The organism is Thermococcus sibiricus MM 739 (genome assembly GCF_000022545.1).
GTDB lineage: Archaea > Methanobacteriota_B > Thermococci > Thermococcales > Thermococcaceae > Thermococcus_A > Thermococcus_A sibiricus.
Genome location: NC_012883.1, coordinates 1,329,812 through 1,350,332 on the forward strand (window position 1 = coordinate 1,329,812; position 20,521 = coordinate 1,350,332).

General features: G+C 38.2%; 21 protein-coding genes, 1 tRNA gene and 1 CRISPR repeat array (1 of these 23 only partly in view). Of the genes, 15 read left to right on the plus strand and 7 right to left on the minus strand.

The features are described from left to right. A CRISPR array of direct repeats spans positions 1-534; the repeat unit is 30 nt; unit sequence GTTCCAATAAGACTTTAAAAGAATTGAAAG; it begins 1,030 nt to the left of the window's first position. A 147-nt stretch (positions 535-681) separates the two neighbouring features. The 8 genes from cas6 to TSIB_RS07260 all read left to right on the plus strand — a co-directional run bounded on the left by cas6 (position 682) and on the right by TSIB_RS07260 (position 8,762). Continuing rightward, positions 682-1,437 carry a CRISPR-associated endoribonuclease Cas6 gene (gene cas6 / locus TSIB_RS07225; RefSeq protein ID WP_048160436.1) on the plus strand — a complete coding sequence of 252 codons (756 nt, stop codon included), beginning with the start codon at positions 682-684 and terminating at the stop codon, positions 1,435-1,437. Next, on the plus strand, positions 1,416-2,780 hold the full coding sequence (locus tag TSIB_RS07230) for a hypothetical protein (RefSeq protein ID WP_015849755.1): 1,365 nt from the start codon (positions 1,416-1,418) through the stop codon (positions 2,778-2,780). The genes cas6 and TSIB_RS07230 overlap by 22 nt, the downstream gene beginning before the upstream one ends. After that, positions 2,777-3,661, plus strand: a complete 885-nt coding sequence (gene cas7i, locus TSIB_RS07235; RefSeq protein ID WP_015849756.1) for a type I-B CRISPR-associated protein Cas7/Cst2/DevR — start codon at positions 2,777-2,779, stop codon at positions 3,659-3,661. Before TSIB_RS07230 ends, cas7i begins: the two co-directional genes overlap by 4 nt. Then, a complete protein-coding gene (gene cas5 / locus TSIB_RS07240) occupies positions 3,646-4,302 on the plus strand; it encodes a CRISPR-associated protein Cas5 (RefSeq protein ID WP_015849757.1) in 657 nt (218 codons plus the stop codon). The genes cas7i and cas5 overlap by 16 nt, the downstream gene beginning before the upstream one ends. Continuing rightward, positions 4,302-6,503: a CRISPR-associated helicase Cas3' gene (cas3, locus tag TSIB_RS10105; RefSeq protein WP_015849758.1), complete on the plus strand. Its 2,202-nt coding sequence runs from the start codon at positions 4,302-4,304 to the stop codon at positions 6,501-6,503. The genes cas5 and cas3 overlap by 1 nt, the downstream gene beginning before the upstream one ends. Positions 6,504-6,580: 77 nt before the next feature. After that, positions 6,581-7,090 carry a CRISPR-associated protein Cas4 gene (cas4, locus tag TSIB_RS07250; RefSeq protein WP_228359799.1) on the plus strand — a complete coding sequence of 170 codons (510 nt, stop codon included), beginning with the start codon at positions 6,581-6,583 and terminating at the stop codon, positions 7,088-7,090. A 4-nt stretch (positions 7,091-7,094) separates the two neighbouring features. Next, the gene (gene cas1b, locus TSIB_RS07255; RefSeq protein WP_015849760.1) at positions 7,095-8,063 is read left to right on the plus strand and encodes a type I-B CRISPR-associated endonuclease Cas1b; all 969 of its coding nucleotides are present in this window, start codon (positions 7,095-7,097) and stop codon (positions 8,061-8,063) included. A 3-nt stretch (positions 8,064-8,066) separates the two neighbouring features. Beyond that, positions 8,067-8,762 (plus strand): PD-(D/E)XK nuclease family protein, encoded by a 696-nt coding sequence (locus tag TSIB_RS07260; protein ID WP_015849761.1) that lies wholly within the window; start codon positions 8,067-8,069, stop codon positions 8,760-8,762. On the opposite strand, the gene cas2 is transcribed toward TSIB_RS07260, so the two are convergent. Further along, positions 8,755-9,012 carry a CRISPR-associated endonuclease Cas2 gene (cas2, locus tag TSIB_RS07265; RefSeq protein WP_015849762.1) on the minus strand — a complete coding sequence of 86 codons (258 nt, stop codon included), beginning with the start codon at positions 9,010-9,012 and terminating at the stop codon, positions 8,755-8,757. The genes TSIB_RS07260 and cas2 overlap by 8 nt on opposite strands. A 163-nt stretch (positions 9,013-9,175) precedes the next feature. Between cas2 and hypF the strand changes: the two genes are divergently transcribed. After that, positions 9,176-11,488, plus strand: a complete 2,313-nt coding sequence (gene hypF, locus TSIB_RS07270) for a carbamoyltransferase HypF (RefSeq protein ID WP_048160437.1) — start codon at positions 9,176-9,178, stop codon at positions 11,486-11,488. 6 nt (positions 11,489-11,494) lie between these two features. Here hypF and TSIB_RS07275 read toward each other — a convergent pair whose 3' ends face one another. Beyond that, the gene (locus TSIB_RS07275) at positions 11,495-11,965 is read right to left on the minus strand and encodes a hypothetical protein (protein WP_015849764.1); all 471 of its coding nucleotides are present in this window, start codon (positions 11,963-11,965) and stop codon (positions 11,495-11,497) included. A gap of 177 nt (positions 11,966-12,142) precedes the next feature. Here TSIB_RS07275 and TSIB_RS07280 point away from each other — a divergent pair, with 177 nt between their 5' ends. From TSIB_RS07280 to TSIB_RS07295, 4 genes are all read left to right on the plus strand, one after another. After that, entirely contained in the window at positions 12,143-12,559 is a 417-nt protein-coding gene (locus TSIB_RS07280; RefSeq protein WP_015849765.1) for a hypothetical protein, read from the plus strand. Positions 12,560-12,596: 37 nt separating this feature from the next. Then, entirely contained in the window at positions 12,597-13,085 is a 489-nt protein-coding gene (locus tag TSIB_RS07285) for a signal peptidase I (RefSeq protein ID WP_015849766.1), read from the plus strand. 90 nt (positions 13,086-13,175) lie between these two features. Then, the gene (gene hypE / locus TSIB_RS07290; RefSeq protein WP_015849767.1) at positions 13,176-14,186 is read left to right on the plus strand and encodes a hydrogenase expression/formation protein HypE; all 1,011 of its coding nucleotides are present in this window, start codon (positions 13,176-13,178) and stop codon (positions 14,184-14,186) included. 316 nt (positions 14,187-14,502) lie between these two features. Then, positions 14,503-14,589, plus strand: a tRNA-Ser gene (locus tag TSIB_RS07295). Between the two features lie 21 nt (positions 14,590-14,610). Here the strand turns inward: TSIB_RS07295 and TSIB_RS07300 are convergent. Then, positions 14,611-15,285 carry a DUF257 family protein gene (locus TSIB_RS07300; protein WP_228359800.1) on the minus strand — a complete coding sequence of 225 codons (675 nt, stop codon included), beginning with the start codon at positions 15,283-15,285 and terminating at the stop codon, positions 14,611-14,613. A 377-nt stretch (positions 15,286-15,662) separates the two neighbouring features. Next, entirely contained in the window at positions 15,663-16,553 is an 891-nt protein-coding gene (map, locus tag TSIB_RS07305) for a type II methionyl aminopeptidase (protein ID WP_048160440.1), read from the minus strand. A 104-nt stretch (positions 16,554-16,657) separates the two neighbouring features. Between map and TSIB_RS07310 the strand changes: the two genes are divergently transcribed. Together TSIB_RS07310 and TSIB_RS07315 are read left to right on the plus strand one after the other, a co-directional pair. Continuing rightward, complete coding sequence (locus TSIB_RS07310) at positions 16,658-18,142, plus strand: TrkH family potassium uptake protein (protein WP_015849772.1); 1,485 nt, start codon at positions 16,658-16,660, stop codon at positions 18,140-18,142. A gap of 2 nt (positions 18,143-18,144) precedes the next feature. Further along, positions 18,145-18,984: an energy-coupling factor ABC transporter ATP-binding protein gene (locus TSIB_RS07315; RefSeq protein ID WP_015849773.1), complete on the plus strand. Its 840-nt coding sequence runs from the start codon at positions 18,145-18,147 to the stop codon at positions 18,982-18,984. On the opposite strand, the gene cyaB is transcribed toward TSIB_RS07315, so the two are convergent. From cyaB to hepT, 3 genes are read right to left on the minus strand one after another with little or no spacing between them, the layout of a single operon-like run. Further along, positions 18,962-19,513 (minus strand): class IV adenylate cyclase, encoded by a 552-nt coding sequence (gene cyaB, locus TSIB_RS07320; protein ID WP_015849774.1) that lies wholly within the window; start codon positions 19,511-19,513, stop codon positions 18,962-18,964. The genes TSIB_RS07315 and cyaB overlap by 23 nt on opposite strands. Continuing rightward, positions 19,500-20,069: an archaemetzincin family Zn-dependent metalloprotease gene (locus TSIB_RS07325; protein ID WP_015849775.1), complete on the minus strand. Its 570-nt coding sequence runs from the start codon at positions 20,067-20,069 to the stop codon at positions 19,500-19,502. Before TSIB_RS07325 ends, cyaB begins: the two co-directional genes overlap by 14 nt. Further along, positions 20,066-20,488 carry a type VII toxin-antitoxin system HepT family RNase toxin gene (gene hepT / locus TSIB_RS07330; RefSeq protein WP_015849776.1) on the minus strand — a complete coding sequence of 141 codons (423 nt, stop codon included), beginning with the start codon at positions 20,486-20,488 and terminating at the stop codon, positions 20,066-20,068. Before hepT ends, TSIB_RS07325 begins: the two co-directional genes overlap by 4 nt. Positions 20,489-20,521: the final 33 nt, after the last annotated feature.

Here is a 20,521-nt window from a genome sequence, read left to right on the forward strand (position 1 = left end):
AAGTCAAATCAGAGCACTAGGGTGACAAGAAAAAATAGTGTTCCAATAAGACTTTAAAAGAATTGAAAGCAAAAACCTCTTTTTGGTTTTCTCCTCCTTATCATCAGTTCCAATAAGACTTTAAAAGAATTGAAAGTCTTAATTGCTCTTTGTTCTGCTTCTACCATCTTTTCGTTCCAATAAGACTTTAAAAGAATTGAAAGTGGGGTCTCCCAATACCACCATGCCAGCGGTGTGTAGTTCCAATAAGACTTTAAAAGAATTGAAAGACAAGTCCTACAACTGGTATGTTGTTCCAAATTGTCGTTCCAATAAGACTTTAAAAGAATTGAAAGCTATTATACTACGCAATAGACTTCCTAGGCAGGGAGTTCCAATAAGACTTTAAAAGAATTGAAAGCAGGGTGAGGAATGATATCGATTTAGAGGCAGGCTTGGTTCCAATAAGACTTTAAAAGAATTGAAAGCATGGATGGTGGAAAATGAAGTGCCCGCGGCGGCGGAGTTCCAATAAGACTTTAAAAGAATTGAAAGTGACCACGGCGGTGCTTAAGCTTTCAAGGGTTATGCGGTTCCAATAAGACTTTAAAAGTATACTTTTTCGAATCTTTTACGTAAATCTTAAATATGTCAAATGGGTAATTTATAGTGAACTACCCACCTTCCCATGGGGGTATAAGCTTGCGGTTCCTAATACGTCTTGTCTCTGAAAATTCCGAGTTTAAGGTTCCTTACAATCATCAGCATTACCTTCAAGGCCTTATATATCATCGAATTCGAGGTGTAAATCCTGATTTGAGTCTCGCTCTTCATCGACCAAAAGTCCCAAAACTTTTCACATATTCCCTTTTCATGAGTGAAGAGAGGCAGTCTGCCAATGGCTCACCATATTTTATTGGGAAGGGGAAGGGCTTCTTCTACTTTTCAACGCCCATTACCGAGATAGCGGAAGCATTTATTGGAGGCCTTCTTCAAGAGCCAGACGTGGAGTTATGGGGGGAGAAGTTCTACGTGGAGGAGGTTAAAGCACTTGCAGAGCCTTCCTCCTATAGTGGGAGAACTTACTCGACTTTATCTCCAATAGCGGTGACTACATTAAAGCCCGAGCTTGGGAGGCTCAAGCAGTACGACCTGAGTCCGATGGAGGATAAGTTCTACGAGAATTTAAGGGAAAACTTGAAGGAGAAGTATGTCTTGCTTTATGGAAAAAAGTCTCCTGACGATTTTGAGGTTAAAGTGTTCAAGGCCAGGCCTAAGCGGTTTGAGGTCAAGCCGGGGATTTTTCAGAGGGCGTGGCATCTTGTTTTCAAGGCTTACGGGGATGAGGATCTAATGAGGGTCGGCTATCAAGCCGGTTTTGGAGAAAAGAACAGCTTGGGATTTGGGATGGTGAAGGTTGATGGGAGGCGGAGAAAGTGGAGGAGGAAATTACGTTAGAAAAGATCAAAAAATTAATTGATAAACGAGTTCAATGGGTTGGTAATATTTCACAAACTGGAAAATTCAGGAAAGTTCCCTTGAATTTTGACGGGTTGCTAAATGCTGTTCTTGCAGGAGCTATACCAAACTTAGCTCCCCATTTTAAAGAGATAAATACTTCAGAGAAAGCTATAGAAGTAATCTTGAATTATTTAATGACAACAAAAGATATAAGTTCCTCTCATTTTCCAACACTGCTTCAAAAGAGTGAAGCTCCTAATTATCAGTTCTATGAGTACAAATTAAGTTCTGAGGAAAAAACGAGAAAAGAAATCCTAAATTGGCTTCTGACTTTTTATTACATTGATCTAATAAAGCTCGAGGGAAAAAAACTAAAACAACGTGTTATTGTTGGTATCAGGACAGATAATCCAAAAATTGAAAAAATAATTAGAGATTATCTATTACGAGGTGGAGTTTTTGATTTTGAAATTAAGACAGGCAGAATTGAAGAGGAATATTTTGATAAAAGGATCACATATTATTTACCTTCTCTCCCCTCGGCAGCATATTTCACTCTCTTGCTTTTGATTAGTACTATCTTAAATACACTACAATTCGAAAATCAGGGTGAACTTTTTGAAAATTTATCGTTTGAGGTATTGATTTTAAGCAATAGCGGAGGAAAGAAATGGTCTGTAGTGTACCACCCAATTGGGAATCTTTCGCGATTGTACAATTTGTTTTTCAGAGAATTGAACTTTCCAAAGTCAAAGTTCATAGTGTTCTTAGAGTCTCTTATGCCTCCATCTCTTCAGAATAAGAACATTGTGGAGTCCTATTATTCATTGCTCTCTGATTTAGCATTCTCAATACTTGTTGAAGGCTATTTAAACGTAAACAAGCTTTCAAAAGTAATAGGGGAGAAAATATCTCTAGAACTAAGAGCAAAAAGAGAGAATAAAACACACAAGCTTGGAAAAATTTATTATGCGAATTATGTCCAAACAAAATTTTTTGGAGGTGAAAGTATGGATGAAGATTTCGAAAAATTGAAAAAACAGATGAAAGCAATAGCTTTGAAAATTGGAGAACTAGCAAAAAAAGGAGAAACTCAAAAAAGCCTTCTAAAGAGAATAATAATGGATACAAAAAATGAAGAAATTCCAGTATATTTTGTTGAAACCCTTGTTTCATACCTACCAAGGCTAGAAAGGGAAGGAATAAAGATTATGTTGCCTGAGAAGCTTGTTACCTTACCAATAAGGCAATTTTTGATTTTAAAGAATGAATTTGTCGTTACATTATGGAATTCATATACTGGAGATAGTAACAAAACTAATGGAGGTGAAAAAGTATGAGAAAAATCGTTATTGGGCTATTAACTCGTGTCTCTGGGAATGTAAATGCAAATGAAGTTGATGGAGACAGAATAAGGATAAAGAAGTTAGTATCCACAAGTGGGGAAGTCTATCCGTTTGTCTCTGCAAGAGCTGTCAAAAGAGGAATAAGAGAAAAGCTTACAGAACGAGGATTTGAAGTTGATCCATTTAGAATTGGGGAGGGTAACAAACTTGCTGATAGTGGTGATCCAATAAAATACGTAGATAATGACTTATTTGGGTATCTTTATATCAAAGGAAATGAACAAAAACCCAGACAAGCTCCAGTTTCATTGTCTCCAATAATTGCAGTAGAACATACGCCGATACAAATTGACTTTGGAGGCAGATTTCCAAGAGAGATGGGAAGTACAAATCCAACACCATTTGAGACAGAGGTTGCTGACTTTATTGGCCTTATGAAAATTGTAATTACAGAAAGAGTAGGAATATTTAGTGAAAATGAAAAGACTGACCAGGTTAAAAAATGGGATGAATACGCTAAAGAAGGCAAGATAACAAAGCAAGGTACTACGTATATCCTTCCTGAAAAAGAAAGGATAAGACGAGTTAGTGCATTATTGGAAATTTTGCTAAATGAAGGTTGGGCATATCCTAGGAGAACAAACTACTTCGCTATGGCAGAGCATATTTCGACAATAATCTATGCTGGAGAAAGATTATATCCTGTTTGGAAAGCATTTGAAGAATATCATTTCAAAAAAGAACTTGTGCCTTATCAAATTACTGAAGGAAAAGAATTCTTGGAAACATATGACTTGAAAAAAGGCTTAGTTCCTAAAAAGGATATTGAAAAACTGGCAACTTGGCTGGTGAGTGGAGTATGGAAAAAGGAGTGACAATTGATGTTTTATTTGACTTGGCACACTTTAAGGTTCATACAACTATGAAAGGCAGAACATCTTACTTAATACCATTACCAACAACAGTCCTTGGATTCTTCTTTTCTATTCTTGGAAAAGGTAGAGAGGCATACCTTCGAGAGAGAAACCAATTTAAAGCAGGTGCTAAGTTGCTTAGCATAAAGGGAATTGCAAGAGAAAATGCACAGTTGTTAAAGTTAAAGAGAGGACAAGAAGTCAGGACTACTGAAGAACTTATGCTTTTAGTAAAGCCAAAATATCGCTTTGCAATTTGGGGTAAACAGGAACTCATTAATAATCTCTATGAGCGAGTCCGAACTTTTGATTTTGAGTTTGTACCATATGGTGGAATAAGTGAGTTCATTATCTCAGAAATTGAAACCCCTCAGCTATATGATGAATATGAGGAAAAAGATACTATAAAAGATTCCTACGTGCCTCAACCATTATTAAACTCATTGAGAATATTAGATAATGGAATCGTTTATAATCTCCCCTATGTGTATTCTGGTAAACCTAAATTCGTTATTATGGGATGGAATGTTGAATTGAATCTAAAACAAAAGATTCCAACTATAGGGGGGGTTCCGTTATATCCCCCATTTATGGTGATTTAATGATAAATGAAAAAATGCTACCAAATTTGGGATTGGATACTCTCTCAAAAACATCACATAAAAACGAGCAACAAGAAAAATCATTAAAGCAACATATTGAGGAAGTTATTAGAGTTTCCAAGAGTCTAGCAAAAAAGCACGGACTACAAGAATATGAAAAAGTATTAAAAACATTAGCATGGTGGCACGATTTAGGGAAGCTAAATCCAAAATGGGATATAACTAAAAAGAAAAAACCTCCTCATTCTGCACTTTCAGCTTACCTCTTTTTAAGACATTCTAACATTAAAGACCCTAGAATATTTTATTTCATCTTAAGGCATCATTCCCATTTAACTCCAATTCTTTCGCATCCAAATTATCTAGCTAAAAATGTCCTTGGAAGAATACAGTTCCCTATTGACTACAATAGTGTATTTCGTTTAATTTATCAAGAAACGAAACAGTTTAATGAATTTATTGAAAAGAACAAAAGAGAAAATGTGATTTATGTGGATCTCTTTGGAATTTTTAAGACCGCAGACATTGTTTCAGCAATGTTTGAAAGTGAAAACGAAATTATTAAAGAGAAACCTTCTTTTAGAGAAACAGATATTAAACAAGGATTACAAAGATATGTAAAAGATAAAGGGTTACAATTTAATGAGAAAAAGTGGGAACTATTCCTGAATATGGCAAACTCTGGTGAAAATATCTTATTCTCAGCCCCTACTGGATGGGGGAAAACGTTTGCCTCTTTAACAATAGCCTCTACCAAAACTCCAACTCATATAATCTATGTTCTTCCAACGATAACATCAATAAGGAAAATGAAAGAAACAATTAAAAAAATCCTGAAAATGAAGGTTGAGGATAATTATTATTTTGCCGATGTTGAAAAAGTAGCAAAACAGAAAGACTATGAAAGAAGTGTTGATTGGGAACTTTTTATTTCAAGATCATTTATGAGTCCTGTTACTTTAACAACGCTTGACCAGATAGTTTTAACTTTCCTTCACGTAGGAAAGTATTTCCTCAAAAGATTCCACTTTAGAAATTCAATATTTATCTTTGATGAGTTTCATCTTTATCCAATAAGTGGACTATACATCCTCCTGAAGTTCATACAGAAATATAATCAGGAGTTCGACTATAATATCAAAACAGTATTTATGTCAGCTACTGTGCATCCAGCGTTAGAAAACCTAGTCAGCTCTTATATATCTCCAATTTCATTTGATTTTACTGAAGAATATAAAAGAAAAAGGAGATATATGTACTCCATTAACGAAGAAGATATTGTTAGTCCTGCTATCCTTGAGGAAATAGCAAAAAAAGCACAGGATGGAAATGTACTAGTTATATGTAACACAGTAGAAAAAGCTATCAAACTATATCTTTTACTAAAACGTCACTATAAAATCAAGAAGACACTTCTTCTACACTCAAGATTTACATACAAAGACAGAAAGGAAAAAGAAACCCAATTAGAATGGCTCTCAAGAATACCCAAAGGTTTTGTTTTTGTCTCTACACAGGTTGCCGAAGTGAGTCTTGATATGTCTTTTGATTATCTATTCACAGAACTTGCGCCACTATCTTCATTAATTCAAAGGTTCGGAAGAGTGAATAGGTATTCAACCTTTACAAATAATGAAAATGTAAAAATCCTAAAACCATCCGAATTAGTGGATAAAAGACGTTATCCCTACGATTTAGACGAGTTAAGCTTAGCAAAAACCATTTTAGAAGAGTTTGATGGAAATATTAAAACAGAATTTGAACTAATAGAGCAGTTTAAAGAGAGTTCATTAAAACTAGATAAAACCAAGTTAAAAGAGATTGACAAATACCTTCAAAAATGGGATAATGATACAAGATACTTTTTCTCAATAGATTTAAACGATAAAGAGCTAGATAAAATCCTTAATTTCAGGGAAACAAACACAATCTTAGTCATTCCAGAATGTTTTATTGACAAGATTGCCGATATATTGGCTAGCAGTAGTAAGTACAAACTTCAAAAAATAAAAGAATATCTCACTCCAATCCCAATATGGTGGCTGTTTTTCGATGATAGTTTTCTAAGCATGTACCATAACTTACCAGTACTGTCTAGTTCAAGATTTCTCTATTCAAATGAAGTTGGTTACTTCGACTCTGGAAAGCTATCTGAATTTATTAATGAGATTAATGTTTGTGAGAAAGAGGAGATAGTGTAATTATACCAAAAATCTAGTAACAAAAATTACAGTTTCATTTGTTACAAATCAATTTGTAATGATAAATGGTGATCAAAATGGAAACCTACCCAGAAAACGTCCTCCTCATCCGTGGTACCGAAATAAACTACCTCTTCATCTGCCCGACCAAGCTTTGGTACTTCTCTAAGGGCATAACTATGGAGCAAGAAAGCGAATACGTGGATCTGGGAAAATTTCTTCACGAAAGGAGCTACTTTGGAGAGGAAAAAGAAGTCCAAATCGGGAGCATAAAGATAGACTTCATCAAAAGAGGAAACACCATAGAAGTTCACGAAGTTAAAAAGGGCAAATCAATGGAAAAGGCCCACGAAATGCAGGCCCTTTACTACCTCTACTATCTCAAAGTACTTGGCATTAGAGCAAAAGCTATTCTCAATTATCCAAAGCTCAGAGAAACAAAAGAAATAATACTCGATGGCCATGAAGAGGAGGTAGAAGAGGCTATAAACGAAGCTGAGCGGATAAAATCTCTTTCTGCACCTCCCTCTCCCGTAAAATCAAGAAAATGCAAAAAATGCGCCTATTATGACTTGTGTTGGGTGTGATAATATGAGGAGGCGCCCTCTAACTTTGCTCTCTGATGGAACTCTTTCACGAAGGGAAAACACTCTCTACTTTGAAAACGCCCAAGGCAAAAGGCCTCTTGCGGTTGAAGGAATTTACGACATCTACATCTATGGCCACGTAAACATAACCTCCCAATCACTGCACTTTTTAGCCCAGAAAGGCATAGCTGTGCACTTCTTCAACCACTATGGATACTATGATGGCTCATTTTATCCAAGGGAGAGTCTTAATTCTGGAGATCTACTTATTAAGCAGGCCAAACACTATCTTGACAGAGAAAAGAGACTCAAGTTGGCAAAGCTTTTCGTAGTCGGTGGGGTCAAGAACATGGAGAAAAATCTGAAGAAATGGGGCATGAAAGTATCTTTCAATGAATTCCTAAATGAACTTGAAGCTGTAGAGAAAATTTCAGAAGTAATGAACGTTGAAGCAAGGGTAAGGCAAGAGTACTATGCCTCGTGGGACGAAACCCTTCCCGAAGACTTCAAAATTGTGAAAAGAACAAGAAGACCACCTCAAAATGAGATTAATGCATTAATAAGCTTTCTCAATTCTCGGATTTATGCGACAATAGTTAGCGAGCTCTACAACACCCAACTAAGTCCGACCATTAGCTATTTACATGAACCCGGTGAGAGGAGGTTTTCCCTTGCTTTGGACTTAAGTGAGATTTTCAAGCCAATAATTGCCGATAGAATAACCAACAGACTTGTGAAGCAGGGAATAATTAAGAAGGAGCATTTCAGGAATGATCTGAATGGAGTTTTGCTTAACGATAAGGGCAAAAAGATTGTTCTTAAAGCATTCAATGAGGAGATGCAAAAAAGCGTGAGACATCCAAGACTAAAGAAAAATGTCACCAAGCAAAGACTAATAAGACTTGAAGCATATAAATTAATTAAGCATCTTGTTGGAACTCAAGAATATAACCCCTTAGTGGCGTGGTTTTAGGGGGTGAAGGACATAGAAGAGTTTGGAAGGCGACTGGAAAACCTCCTTAAATATGGAAATATCAGGGGGCCTAAAAGAACTATCAGTGTGACTTCTGTTTCTTTTTGCCCTTTGAAAGCAGCCCTAACCACTCGATATGACGTTAGATTTTTTGGAGAAAAAAACAAGGAAAGGATCTTAGGCCAGGTACTCCACATGGGCCTTTTAGGGCTTATCAAGGATTCATGGTCATATCTGCAGGGTGATATTGAGGCTACTCCTGAGATAGAAAAAGAAGTCTCATATGAGCTGGGGGATGGATGGCTTCTAACTGGTAGGATAGATCTTGTAATAGGGGAGCACGTGTTCGAGTTTAAGTTCCTTAGTGATTGGTCTTATGAAAAAATTCCCGAGAATCTGGATGAGGTCGATGAGGAGAGTGTGTTGAACGCTTATACAGAGCAGTTAAATGCGTATCTAAACATACTTCCTGATGCGGAATTCGGACATCTCTGGATATTTCGACATAATGAGTTAATACCATGGAAAAAGCTTGAGATCAAAAAGGACTCAAAAGCGTTTAAAGGGTTCCTGAAAAGAGCCAAAGGTATTGTTAAACTCATTGAATCCATAGAAAATGGAGAACTTCCCAAAGATCCAGAACCACGGTTTGAATGGGAATGCAAAAACTGTATTTTCAAATCAATATGCTCTAAATAATATCCTCAACTGGATTTTTCTCTATCCCTAAATTCTTTCTTTTTGGCCTTGCTCTTAATCTGTAAATAATCACAGAGTCTTCATTCTCATCAATAAGTTCCTTAATTCCTTTTTTAATTCTCTCGTACTCGGCCAGTGTAACTTCTCCTTCAAAGACACTATTTTGAACCCAGATTAAATGCTGCCTTAAGAATTTTTTCACTTTATTCACCCGAGAAACGTTCACGTCGTAAACTACAATGATATACATATATGGATGCACCGTTTAAATATCCTTTTTGACATTTTTAGTCTTTTTGCTGGTTAAATCTTTAGTCTAGCAACCTTGGGTTAAAAACCCTTCATTAGTTTTTAACTTTTGGTTTTGAAAAGGTATAAATGCCCTTTTTTCGATTTTGGAATAGGTGGGAGTAGTGAAAACTTATCACATTCACGTTGAGGGAATTGTTCAGGGGGTTGGTTTCCGGCCCTTCATCTATAGAATTGCTCACGAACACAGCTTGAGGGGATATGTTAAAAATCTCGGTGATGCGGGAGTTGAGATTGTTGTTGAAGGTAAGGAAGAGGATATAAGGGCCTTTTTAAAAGCTCTTAAGGATAAGGCACCTCCTCTAGCGAGAGTGGAAAAGATAAAAACAAAAGAACTTCCACTTCAAGGCTTTGATAGGTTTTACATTGAGAAGAGTTCTAACGGTGGAGAAGGGGGCGATTCAGTTATACCTCCGGATGTTAGCATATGTGATGACTGTCTCAGAGAGCTTTTTGATCCGAGGGATAAGCGCTATATGTATCCATTCATAGTATGTACCAACTGCGGGCCTAGATTTACTATAATCGAAGATCTCCCCTATGATAGAATTAACACAACCATGAGAGAATTTGATATGTGTGATTACTGTGAGAGCGAGTATAAGGATCCGCTGAATAGAAGATATCATGCTGAGCCAGTTTGTTGTCCTGTGTGTGGGCCAAGCTATCGCCTTTACACTAATGAAGGAGAGGAGATAACAGGTGACCCTCTAAAAAGGGCTGCAGAATTAATAGACAAAGGGCATATAGTGGCCATAAAGGGCATTGGTGGGATACACATAGCTTGCGATGCCACCAATGAGGAGACATTAAGAGAGCTCAGGAAAAGAATCCTAAGGCCCGAACAGCCCTTTGCAATAATGGCCAAAGATCTGGAAACAATAGAGAACTTTGCTATAGTTAGTGAGATTGAAAGAGAAGAACTCACAAGCTATAGAAAACCCATAGTGGCACTGAGAAAGAAGGAGCCATTCCCACTACCGGAGACCCTGGCTCCGGGGCTTCCAACAATAGGGGTCATGCTGCCCTATGCTGGAACCCACTATATACTTTTCCACTACTCAAAGAGTCCGGTTTATGTCATGACCTCAGCAAATTATCCCGGAATGCCGATGGTTATAGATAATGAAACGGCGCTTAAAGAATTGAAAACACTGGCCGATTATTTCCTTCTTCACAATAGAAAAATACTCAACAGAACCGATGATAGCGTGATAAGATTTGTTGATGGAAAGAGAGCTGTAATAAGAAGAAGCAGAGGTTTTGTGCCATTACCTATTGAGATTCCATTTGAGTATAACGGACTGACAGTTGGTGCAGAACTCATGAATGCCTTTGGCATTGCAAAAAATTCTAAGGTGTATCCAAGTCAATATATAGGGAACACGTCGAAGGTTGAAGTGCTGGAGTTTATGAGAGGGGCTATCTCGCACTTCAAGAAGATTCTAAGGGTTCAAAACTTGGACTTGATCGTTGCCGATATGCATCCCCTCTACAATACCACAAAGCTCGCCATGGAAATAGCGGAAGAGGAAGGGGTGGAGTTCCTTCAAGTCCAACACCATTATGCTCACGTTGCCTCTGTAATGGCCGAAAATAAACTTGATGAAGTTATAGGCATAGCTCTGGATGGCGTTGGTTATGGAAGCGATGGGCACACTTGGGGTGGGGAAGTTATCTACCTCAGTTATGAAGATGTTGAAAGGCTGGCACACATCAGTTACTATTCTCTTCCTGGGGGCGATTTAGCTAGTTATTACCCACTTAGGGCTCTGGTTGGTATTTTAAACAAGATATACAGTGTGGAAGAGGTAGAAGAGCTTGTAAGAAGATGCTGTCCAAGGGCCATTGACAATTTAAGGTATGGCAAAGTTGAGTTTAATGTTATCCTAAATCAGCTTGCTAGGGACATAAACGTTAGCTACGCTTCCTCTACGGGAAGAGTTCTTGATGCATTTGCCGTTCTTCTTAACGTTGCCTATAAGCGGACTTACGAGGGAGAACCTGCGATGAAGCTTGAAGGCGTCGCGTTTAGAGGAAAGAACGACCTAGGATTTAGGGTTCCAGTTGAAGGAGAAGAACTCAAGGTTGAAGAACTCTTTAGACAGGTTTTAGAAAGCAGAACAAATCCTGCAGATATTGCGTATTCCGTTCACTTGGCTTTGGGAAGGGCCTTTGGAGAAATAGCGGTTGAGAAAGCTAAGGAGTTCGATATTAAAAACGTGGCCCTCAGCGGCGGAGTAGCTTACAACGAGCTAATCGTCAAGACTATTAGAAAGATAGTGGAGAGTAACAATCTCAGGTTTTACACTACCCACGAGGTGCCAAGAGGAGACAACGGCATAAATGTTGGTCAGGCATTCCTTGGAGGCCTCTACTTGGAGGGATATTTAACCAGAGAAGACCTCATGCTTTAACTCTTTTTATTCAAACTTGAAGTACACTGTAGTGTTCTCAAGAGAGTAGGGGATTTCATGAATCTCCAAGAACTTTGTATTGTCCTCATATTCTTGATATGGGTTCTCAATGGCACAGTACCAGACAAAAATTTTAATGGTTGTATCATTAGTTGGAGGAATGCTAACCAGAACTGTAGTAGAGTTTTCTACCCAATAATATAGAGGATTAGTGCCATTTTCATCCGAAGTTACATACACTTTCCCCTTTCTATTCCAGAGCGGCACCTTTTGTGGGTCTATTAAGATCTTTGTGGGGTGTTCTTTGTTTGCTTCGAAAAGTAACAAATTGACTGGAAGTTTGCATATATAAACTCTCCCTTCTCCAAGTTGCTGAGGAGCTAGGTGGATATAGGTATAGGAAAAAGCAAGGGGACATAGCAATAAAAGTATGAAAATCATAAAGGCTAATATGCTCCTTTTCATGATTTTTCCCACTACATCCAACGTTTTTCCGCCGTTATAAACCTTTTGACAAGTTTTGGTTTAAATAGCTAAATGAGGCCTTGGAATGTTTATTAATATAAATCGTTGGTTTTTTACTATTTGTCGTTGGATAAATTTTTAAAGGAATTTATTCAGCATAATTCCGCTAAACAACAGGGAGGTGATAGAATGAAAGAGATGAAGTTGTTAGGTAGAGATAAGAGAGTGTTGGCAATGTTATCGGCGTTTGCATTCTTGTTAGTAAACGCCGCCTTGGCAGTCCCAGTGATAAACCTAAACGTGCAGAACATTGGTGAAGGTTCTGCCCCGGTGACTTCTCCTGTGGACAATGGAAATATTAAATTCCTGCTTAACAGTACTAATCCCGATTATATAACCGGAGTAGAGGTTTCATTTGACAAGGATGTTTCAGCAGGCTCAACAATTTATGTAAAGCTTTATGACAGCTCAAGTAATTTACTTGCAGTTGGGAGTTATACTCCAAGTGTTGATCTTCCAATGAATACAGCTCTGCCAATAAACTTTCCAACACAAGTCCAAATAAGCCAAGTGGAAAATGTCGCCGTTGTTGTCCAAGGCCCATGACTTCTTTAACCTCTTTTAATTTTTTGAGGTGTGGAAAATGAGGAAGTTTCTGGAAACCCTGTTAAGTTATACCCTTCTTTTTGGACTCGTGCTCTTCATCCTTCTCCACATGCTTGGATTCAAAAGTTTGGTGGTTTTAACGGATTCCATGGAACCGGAAATAACGCCCTTTTCCTTAGTAATAGTATCTCCAGAGAGTGATATTAAGATTGGCGATGTCATTCTTTATGAGGTAGAGCTTTCGAAAAAGAAATACAAAGTGCTCCATAGAGTAATAGACATAAAAGAGAGAAAAGGCCAAATTGTTTACATCACAAAAGGGGACAACAGAAGATATGCCGACGCTTGGTACGTGAGCAGGGAAAATATAATAGGAAAACTGGTCTTTTCTGTTCCATATGCTGGTTATGTTTCATACTACGGCACTCACTTGCTGAGTTTAATTTATCCTCTGGTTTCTACATATCTGTTTTATAGGTTGCTCCTTCTAGTATGGGTTAAAAATGGGGGATTAAAATGCCTTTAAAATACTCCCTTCAGAAAGTATTTAAACTATCTGTTGGTTATAAAGACCAAGCAAAGCATAAACAGAATCAAGCTTAGAGGGTGATAATTTATGAAAATTAAGCTGGAACATGGAGCTGGTGGCGAATTAATGGAAGAGCTTATTAAAGAGGTCATTTTGAAGAATGTAACCCTGAACTCGGCTGGTGGAATCGGGCTAGAGGCTTTGGATGACGGAGCGACGATTCCTTTTGGAAATAAACATTTGGTATTCACCATAGATGGTCATACAGTTAAGCCCCTATTTTTTCCTGGAGGAGACGTGGGAAGACTAGCGGTAAGTGGCACGGTGAATGACTTGGCCGTCATGGGAGCGGAGCCTTTGGCTTTAGCGAACTCAATGATAATTCAGGAAGGGTTCGATGGCGAGGACTTTGAGAGGATCTTGAAATCAATGGATGAAACAGCTCGAGAGGTGCCCGTTCCGATAGTGACTGGAGATACAAAAGTGGTAGAAGATAAAATCGGAATATTCGTAATCACCGCGGGAATTGGAATTGCTGAAAGACCAATAAGTGATTCAGGGGCAAAAATAGGGGATGTCGTTTTAATAAGTGGCACTGTGGGAGATCACGGGATAGCCCTAATGAGTCATAGAGAAGGTATAGGCTTTGAAACAGAGTTGAAAAGTGATGTGACACCGATATGGGAAGTTGTAAAAAGTGTCGCAAAAGTCATAGGTTGGGAGCATATCCATGCAATGAAAGATCCCACGAGAGGTGGTCTAAGCAATGCCTTAAATGAGATAGCAAGAAAGAGCAATGTTGGAATTCTTGTAAGGGAGAGTGATATCCCAGTGAGGCCCGAAGTAAGAGCTGCAAGTGATATGCTCGGCATAAACCCCTATGAAGTGGCAAACGAAGGGAAAGTTGTAATGATAGTTGAGAGAGAGTTTGCTGAAGATGCCTTGGAGGCTATGAGAAAAACCAAACTCGGAAGGGAAGCAGCTATAATAGGGGAAGTAACTGATCAATATATTGGAAAGGTTCTTCTTGAGACGGGTATAGGTGGAAAAAGATTCTTGGAGCCACCTGTTGGAGATCCAGTGCCCAGAGTTTGCTGATCTTAAGGGCTTTTCATTTTTATTATTTAATGCGCTTTTGTATACATTGGAATCTATTTTGGTTCACGAAAATTTATAAATCCACGGCTTTTCTCGTGGCCGGAGGTGATATGTATGGTGGATCTTAGAGAGCTCATTAGAAAAAAGTTAATTGAGGGAAAAATCGGGTTAGAGGACTTTCCACTCCTACTTATTTATGGATTAGCTTCATCCGACGAGAAGAAGTGATCTTCCGCTTTATATTCTTTTTTCTATTTGGAGTTTCTATTCTTGTGAGCAATGTTTATAAGGCCCTCTTTGATAGTATACTTCGAGCGCCGGGGTAGCCTAGCCAGGGAAGGCGGTGGACTCGAGATCCACTGGGCTTTGTCCCGCCGGGGTTCAAATCCCCGCCCCGGCGCCAATGCCGAGAAAAGAGTGAAAATCATGAGAAGATGATCTCTTTTCCATCAATCTCATTATTTACTGACCTTAATATGCTAAAAACAGTTCGAGATTCCTTTTTACTTATTTTTATTACTGTAGTAGCCATCTCCCTCAGCAAGAATTCGATGCAAGGATTGCTTTTTTCAATTACCTCTTCGTTAATGATATAAAAAGCAATCCTTTTTTCATTTCCAATATATTCCAATACAGCATTTAATTCCATTAGAATCTCTTGATTTGAGTTGGTAAACATTAATAATCTCTCAAAGCCCAACACAGGATTAATAACTTTTCCTTGTTTAAAAAGCGAGCCCGTAACTTCAGCATACTTCTTTTCATAAACTTCTGGTTCATTTACGGGAAGTCTTGTTACTATGTCCCCAACTTTTAACTTCCCTCCCAATTTAATGACTTTCACATTGTTTAAAATACTCGTGTTAAACCCTGCAAGCTTCATGTGCGTAGCATAAAGATAAAAGGTATCCAAGAAGTCATCCACAACTACTGGATAATTTCTCTCCATACTCCATTTTATGATATAATAAAGCCCTTGAACTGATGAAGTAAGTGAATCATGCTCTAAGAGTACTGTTTCTCCCCACTTCAAACTATCAAGCAATCTATAAAACTCTTCAATCTCTGACATTATGCCACGTCCTGATGAAGCATGCATACATTCAAATATTAAAAATTCGCTTTAAATTTTTCGGTACTGTCAGGGTAAGTGCGGGCTAAACTTAAAGTTCCAGAGGAAAGAAGGCCAAAAAGGCCTAAATTACCGCTAAAGTAAGCATTACCTTCAAATTATCCTTCTCTGAAAGTTTATTACCTCGCACTTTGCGTATTCTTTCTTGAGTTCCGGCTTTTTCTCTCCAATCCAAAATTTTCTTAAACCTTCAAACATCTCATCATCACCAATCAATAATAGAGTGGTCAACATACAAGCCAATAACGGTCAAAAATGAACAAGAGATCTGAATAGTTTCAATGGTGATGCAAAAGTTATCCGAACAGTAACATCTTTCTCTATAAGTAATTTAAAAAAGGTAGTTAAGTAGTTACTAAAACTCCATCTTCCTCCACTATTACCGTATGCTCAGCTTGAGAAACAATTCCTCCTTTTATCTCCTTTAAAATTGGATATCCATAAAAAGCACCGACTTTTTCAAGCTGGATTAACGCTAGCTTAAGCTGCACTTCTGGCATAAGGTTTTGCACCCAGCGATAGGCAAAGGGAAGTGTTGAAAAGTTTTTCTTCACATAGCTTAAAAGAGTCCTAGCTTGGGGGAGTCTCACAGGCCTATCCCTAATATACATATATATTAAAGTAGGTGGCGTCTCTATAACCTGCCCCGCTCCGGTAGTTGCGAAGGGTTCTATGGCCACAATATCCCCTTCTTTAAGCTCGTAATTATCATGGGGCCTGTAGATGTTTGGAATTGAGATCCCAGTGTGCAGTTTGTACCTTTCTATAACATGACCGCTGAGATTCACTATTGGATTAAACCCATGGCCTCTTATTGTCTCTTCAATAACCTTTCCAATTTCATTTATTTTTACTCCTGCTTTTATAACGGCTATTGCATTTTCCAAAGCTTCTTTTGAGGCCTCAATAAGGTCATCCTCCTCCATTCCAACCCTTACTGTAAATGCTGTGTCAGCTATATAACCATCTACATGAACTCCCAAATCAACCTTCAAATAGTCTCCTTCCTTTAAGACGACTTTATCTCCATCATACGGAGTATAATGGGCTGCAATCTCGTTGATAGAAAGATTGCATGGAAAAGCAGGTTTACCCCCAAGCTCAACTGTTCTTTTTTCTACAAATTCTGCGATTTCATAAAGAGAGGTTCCAGGTTTTATTAAGTGTAAAACTTCTTTTTTAATCTCTTTGGTGATCTTTCCAGCCTTAAGTAATTTTTCAAGTTTTTCTTCCACTGCCACCACCTAACTTAATTTTAAGTGCATTTTTAAAAAGACTTCCCCCATTTGTCTCGAAAATTTTTTAATGCCCTTTTCTCTTTAAACTATGTGGTGACCCAATGTTAGAAGTCAGAAAATACATCAATATTGCAGATGATATTTTTGTAATAAGAAATTTAATCGGTGCGCTTCTTCAGGGCATTGGGGTTGCTTACCTGATCCCAATCCTGATTACATGGGTTTATATTGAGGAGATAAAATATGTTTACTACTTCGTTTTTCCGGGAATTGCATGTATCATAGGTGGAGCATGGCTTGCAAGACATTCAGAACGCGTGGAGGACGTTAACTTAAGACAAGCAATGATTTCAGCTGCATTTGTCTGGCTCTTTGCGTCATTTGTGAGTGTGATTCCCTTTATGAAAATCGCTGGTATGAGTTTTGTAGATTCTTATTTTGAAAGCATGTCCGCTTGGACCGGAACAGGCCTAACAATGATGCGTAATTTAGAGAGTTATCCACATGTAATACTTTTCTGGAGAGCCTGGATGCAGTGGCTTGGAGGAATTGGTATTGTTTTAGTTGCGTTAACTATTTTGATCCGTCCAGGAGTTGCTGCTGCACGACTTTACAAAGCAGAGGCAAGAACCGAGAGGATTCTCCCAAACTTAGTCAACACCTCTAAAATAATATTTCAGATTTATACCGTCATTACACTTCTCGGAATTTACCTTTATTACACGAATGGTATGGGACTCTTTGATGCTACAATCCACTCAATGGTAGGGGTTGGGACTGGTGGTATGAGCTCCCACGACTTAAGTGTTGGATTCTTTAACAGTTTGAGTATAGAGGCCATAACAATATTTCTAATGATAATGGGTGCCACTAACTTCACGGTTCATTATAAAATGTTCAAGGAAAAGTCCCCGGTGTCGTTTTTTAGAGACATCCAAGTCAAATATATGTTCTTCTTTTTAACCCCGGCTGTGGCACTAATAGGATATGCACTAACTACTCAAGCTGGTCTTACAATAGCACACTCCTTTAGAGAGGCAATCTTTCACGCAGCCTCTGCAGTTACCTGTACTGGGTTTTCCATTACTGATCTGAGTAAATATCCCGAACTTGCAAAGCTTCTTATAGGGTTCCTCATGGTTGTTGGTGGCGGTGCAGGAAGTACTGCTGGTGGTATCAAGCTCATCCGTATAACACTAACTTTTCAGAGTTTAAAATGGACCATAGAACAGGCAATACTTCCGAAGGGGGCAGTGATAAAAAGAAAAATTGGAGAGTATGTCTTCACAGAAGAAGACCTTCAAGAAGTTTTAGGCTTCACAATGACTTACATTGCCCTCCTACTCACGGGTACTGTCTGGACAATGGTTAGAGTTGGTGCAAGCTTGGCAGATGCTTTCTTTGAAGTGGCATCAGCCCAAGGAAATGTCGGATTGAGCGTGGGAATAACCTCCACAGCTTTGCCCATTGATGTCAAGATACTCCTGATTCTCCACATGTGGATAGGAAGGCTTGAGATATTCTCGACCCTAGTATTCATATTTGGTATGGTCTTTATATTGCCTAGAGTTGTAGAGAGGAAGTGAAGATGATAAGAGTAGAAGAACTAAGCTTCAAATACACAGGTGCCAAAGAATACTCCCTGAAAAATATAAACTTAAAAGTCAAGAAGGGGGAATTTTTAGGCATTCTAGGGGCCAGTGGGAGTGGAAAATCCACTCTATGTTTAACTTTTAATGGTATAATCCCGCATTCAATAAAAGGGGAATTTAATGGAAATGTCTTTGTTCAGGGGTATAACACCAAAGAGGCCAGTGTGGCGGAACTTTCAAAGCTTGTAGGGCTTGTTCTCCAGAATCCAGATTCACAACTCTTCAATATGACAGTGGAAGAGGAAGTAGCCTTTTCCCTTGAAAATTTAGGGCTTGATGTGGAGGAAATAAGAAGAAGGGTTTACTGGTCTTTGAAAATTACCGGGCTTGAAGGACTTGAGAATGAGTTTCCACCCAATTTAAGTGGGGGGCAAAAGCAAAGGCTCGTAATAGCAAGTGTTTTAGCCATGAAACCCCAAATACTTGTTTTAGATGAGCCGACATCCCAGCTTGATCCCTTAGGCCGGGAACAAGTTTTGAGCCTCATAACACTTCTTAACAAAGAACAAAGTATCACCATAATTCTCGTGGAGCACAATACAGAATACCTCTTCGACTTTGCCGATCGCCTAATAGTCTTGGATAAAGGAGAACTTGTTATGGAAGGCAAACCAAGAGAAGTATTTGAGGAAGCAGGCTTTTTAAGGAATCTTGGTATTAAAATCCCTACAAGTGTGAAGATAGGCGCAGAATTAAAGAAAAAAGGCCTTTTGGAGAGAGCAGCTCTCAATGATAGGGAGCTTGTTGATGCTATTAGGACTTTTCTGAAAGGTTAGTTTTTTCCATTAAAAGCTCTAAATATGACTTTCTCTCAAATTGTTTGACCCCAAGCGACTCCAAGATCTTCAATAGTCTCTTAACTTCATTCTCAATGTTTCTTTCATCTGTCTCCAGTTTTTCTATCTCAACAAACTTTCCTAAGCCTTCAATTTCGTCGAGTGTTATTGTAACACCTTTTTCCACATAATATTTCTCCCGGCTCTTCTTTACAGTTAAAACTTCCCTAAACCCCAATGCATGGAGGAGTTCAATGTATGCATCTACATTATCTATGGTAACTTCTATTTCTTTTCTCGTTTTTGAGATATTATCAATCTTTGGCCCTTTATATGTAAGCAGGGCTTCAAAATGCCCATTAAATCTTTTAATTCTAATTCTAAGTGCTTCATCAGTCTTGGAAAAATCTCTACACGGATGACTAAAATACATATCTTCATGAATTTCCTTCCTCATGAACTCAAAAGCTTCTCTTATATTTCTAAACACCCTATCATCTGCATAGCCCTTAAGCTCAATTTCTATCATCCTTCCACCCCAAACTCCTTTTTAATTTCTCCAAACAAGTTTCACAATAAGTATTGCCCTTATAATCAGTATCTATTATCGAATTTGAAAAATGCATCACACACCTAGGGTTGGGACAATGTTCAAGGCCAAAGACATGTCCAAGCTCATGCATGGCCTCTTTTATTGCTCTATTCTTTAAAAGACCTTTATTTTCTTCACCATAGAACTCAGGTCTCAAGCGGGCCAGTGATATTATCGCCGATCTAAGATACGGGTTTGCAAGACCAAAGATAAAGTTCATCCCTTCCTCATAAAGATCAGCATCTGTTATTCCCAGTGCAACTGAAATTCCCTCTATTCCCCTGATTTCAGCGATTTTTATTAGGAAAAATCTACCAAGAAATTGACCTCTAACTGAGTTGTATACAAACAATAGATCTTCAACACTGGTTTCTGATATTATCTCAACTTCAAATCCAAAATTGGAGTAAAATCTCCCTATATAGCCCTCTATTGCATTCAGCACATCTCCATCCACTTCTTTCGCGACAATTGGAATTATACCAATCTTCACCCTCTACCCTCCAGAAAAGATTTGAGGAACACTATTCCATCCTCTACAAACCGGAGATATTCTTCCATGTTCTGAAATGCCATTTCATCACTAATAAGGTCATAATCATAGATTAAAACATCCCTTAGCTGAACCAAAAACTCAAGCTTTTCCTTCAGGCGGTCATCAATTATTTTATTCTTGTGAAGGGTTTCCACAATGTCTTTATATCCTATAGACGGCCCAAGCTCTAGGGCAACAATTATTTCGTTAAAACTATCTAGAATATTCTGAATCGCAAATTCTAACCTCTTATATATTCCATCCTTTGCTAGACCCATTCTTAAGAATTCATCTGGAGTTTCTGGGAATGCATCTTTTATACGTTCAACACTATCTTCCGCCAGTTCAAGTTTGTATTCAATTTCCCCTTTTTTCACCAAAGTACACCAAGAATAATTAAGGAAGAAGAA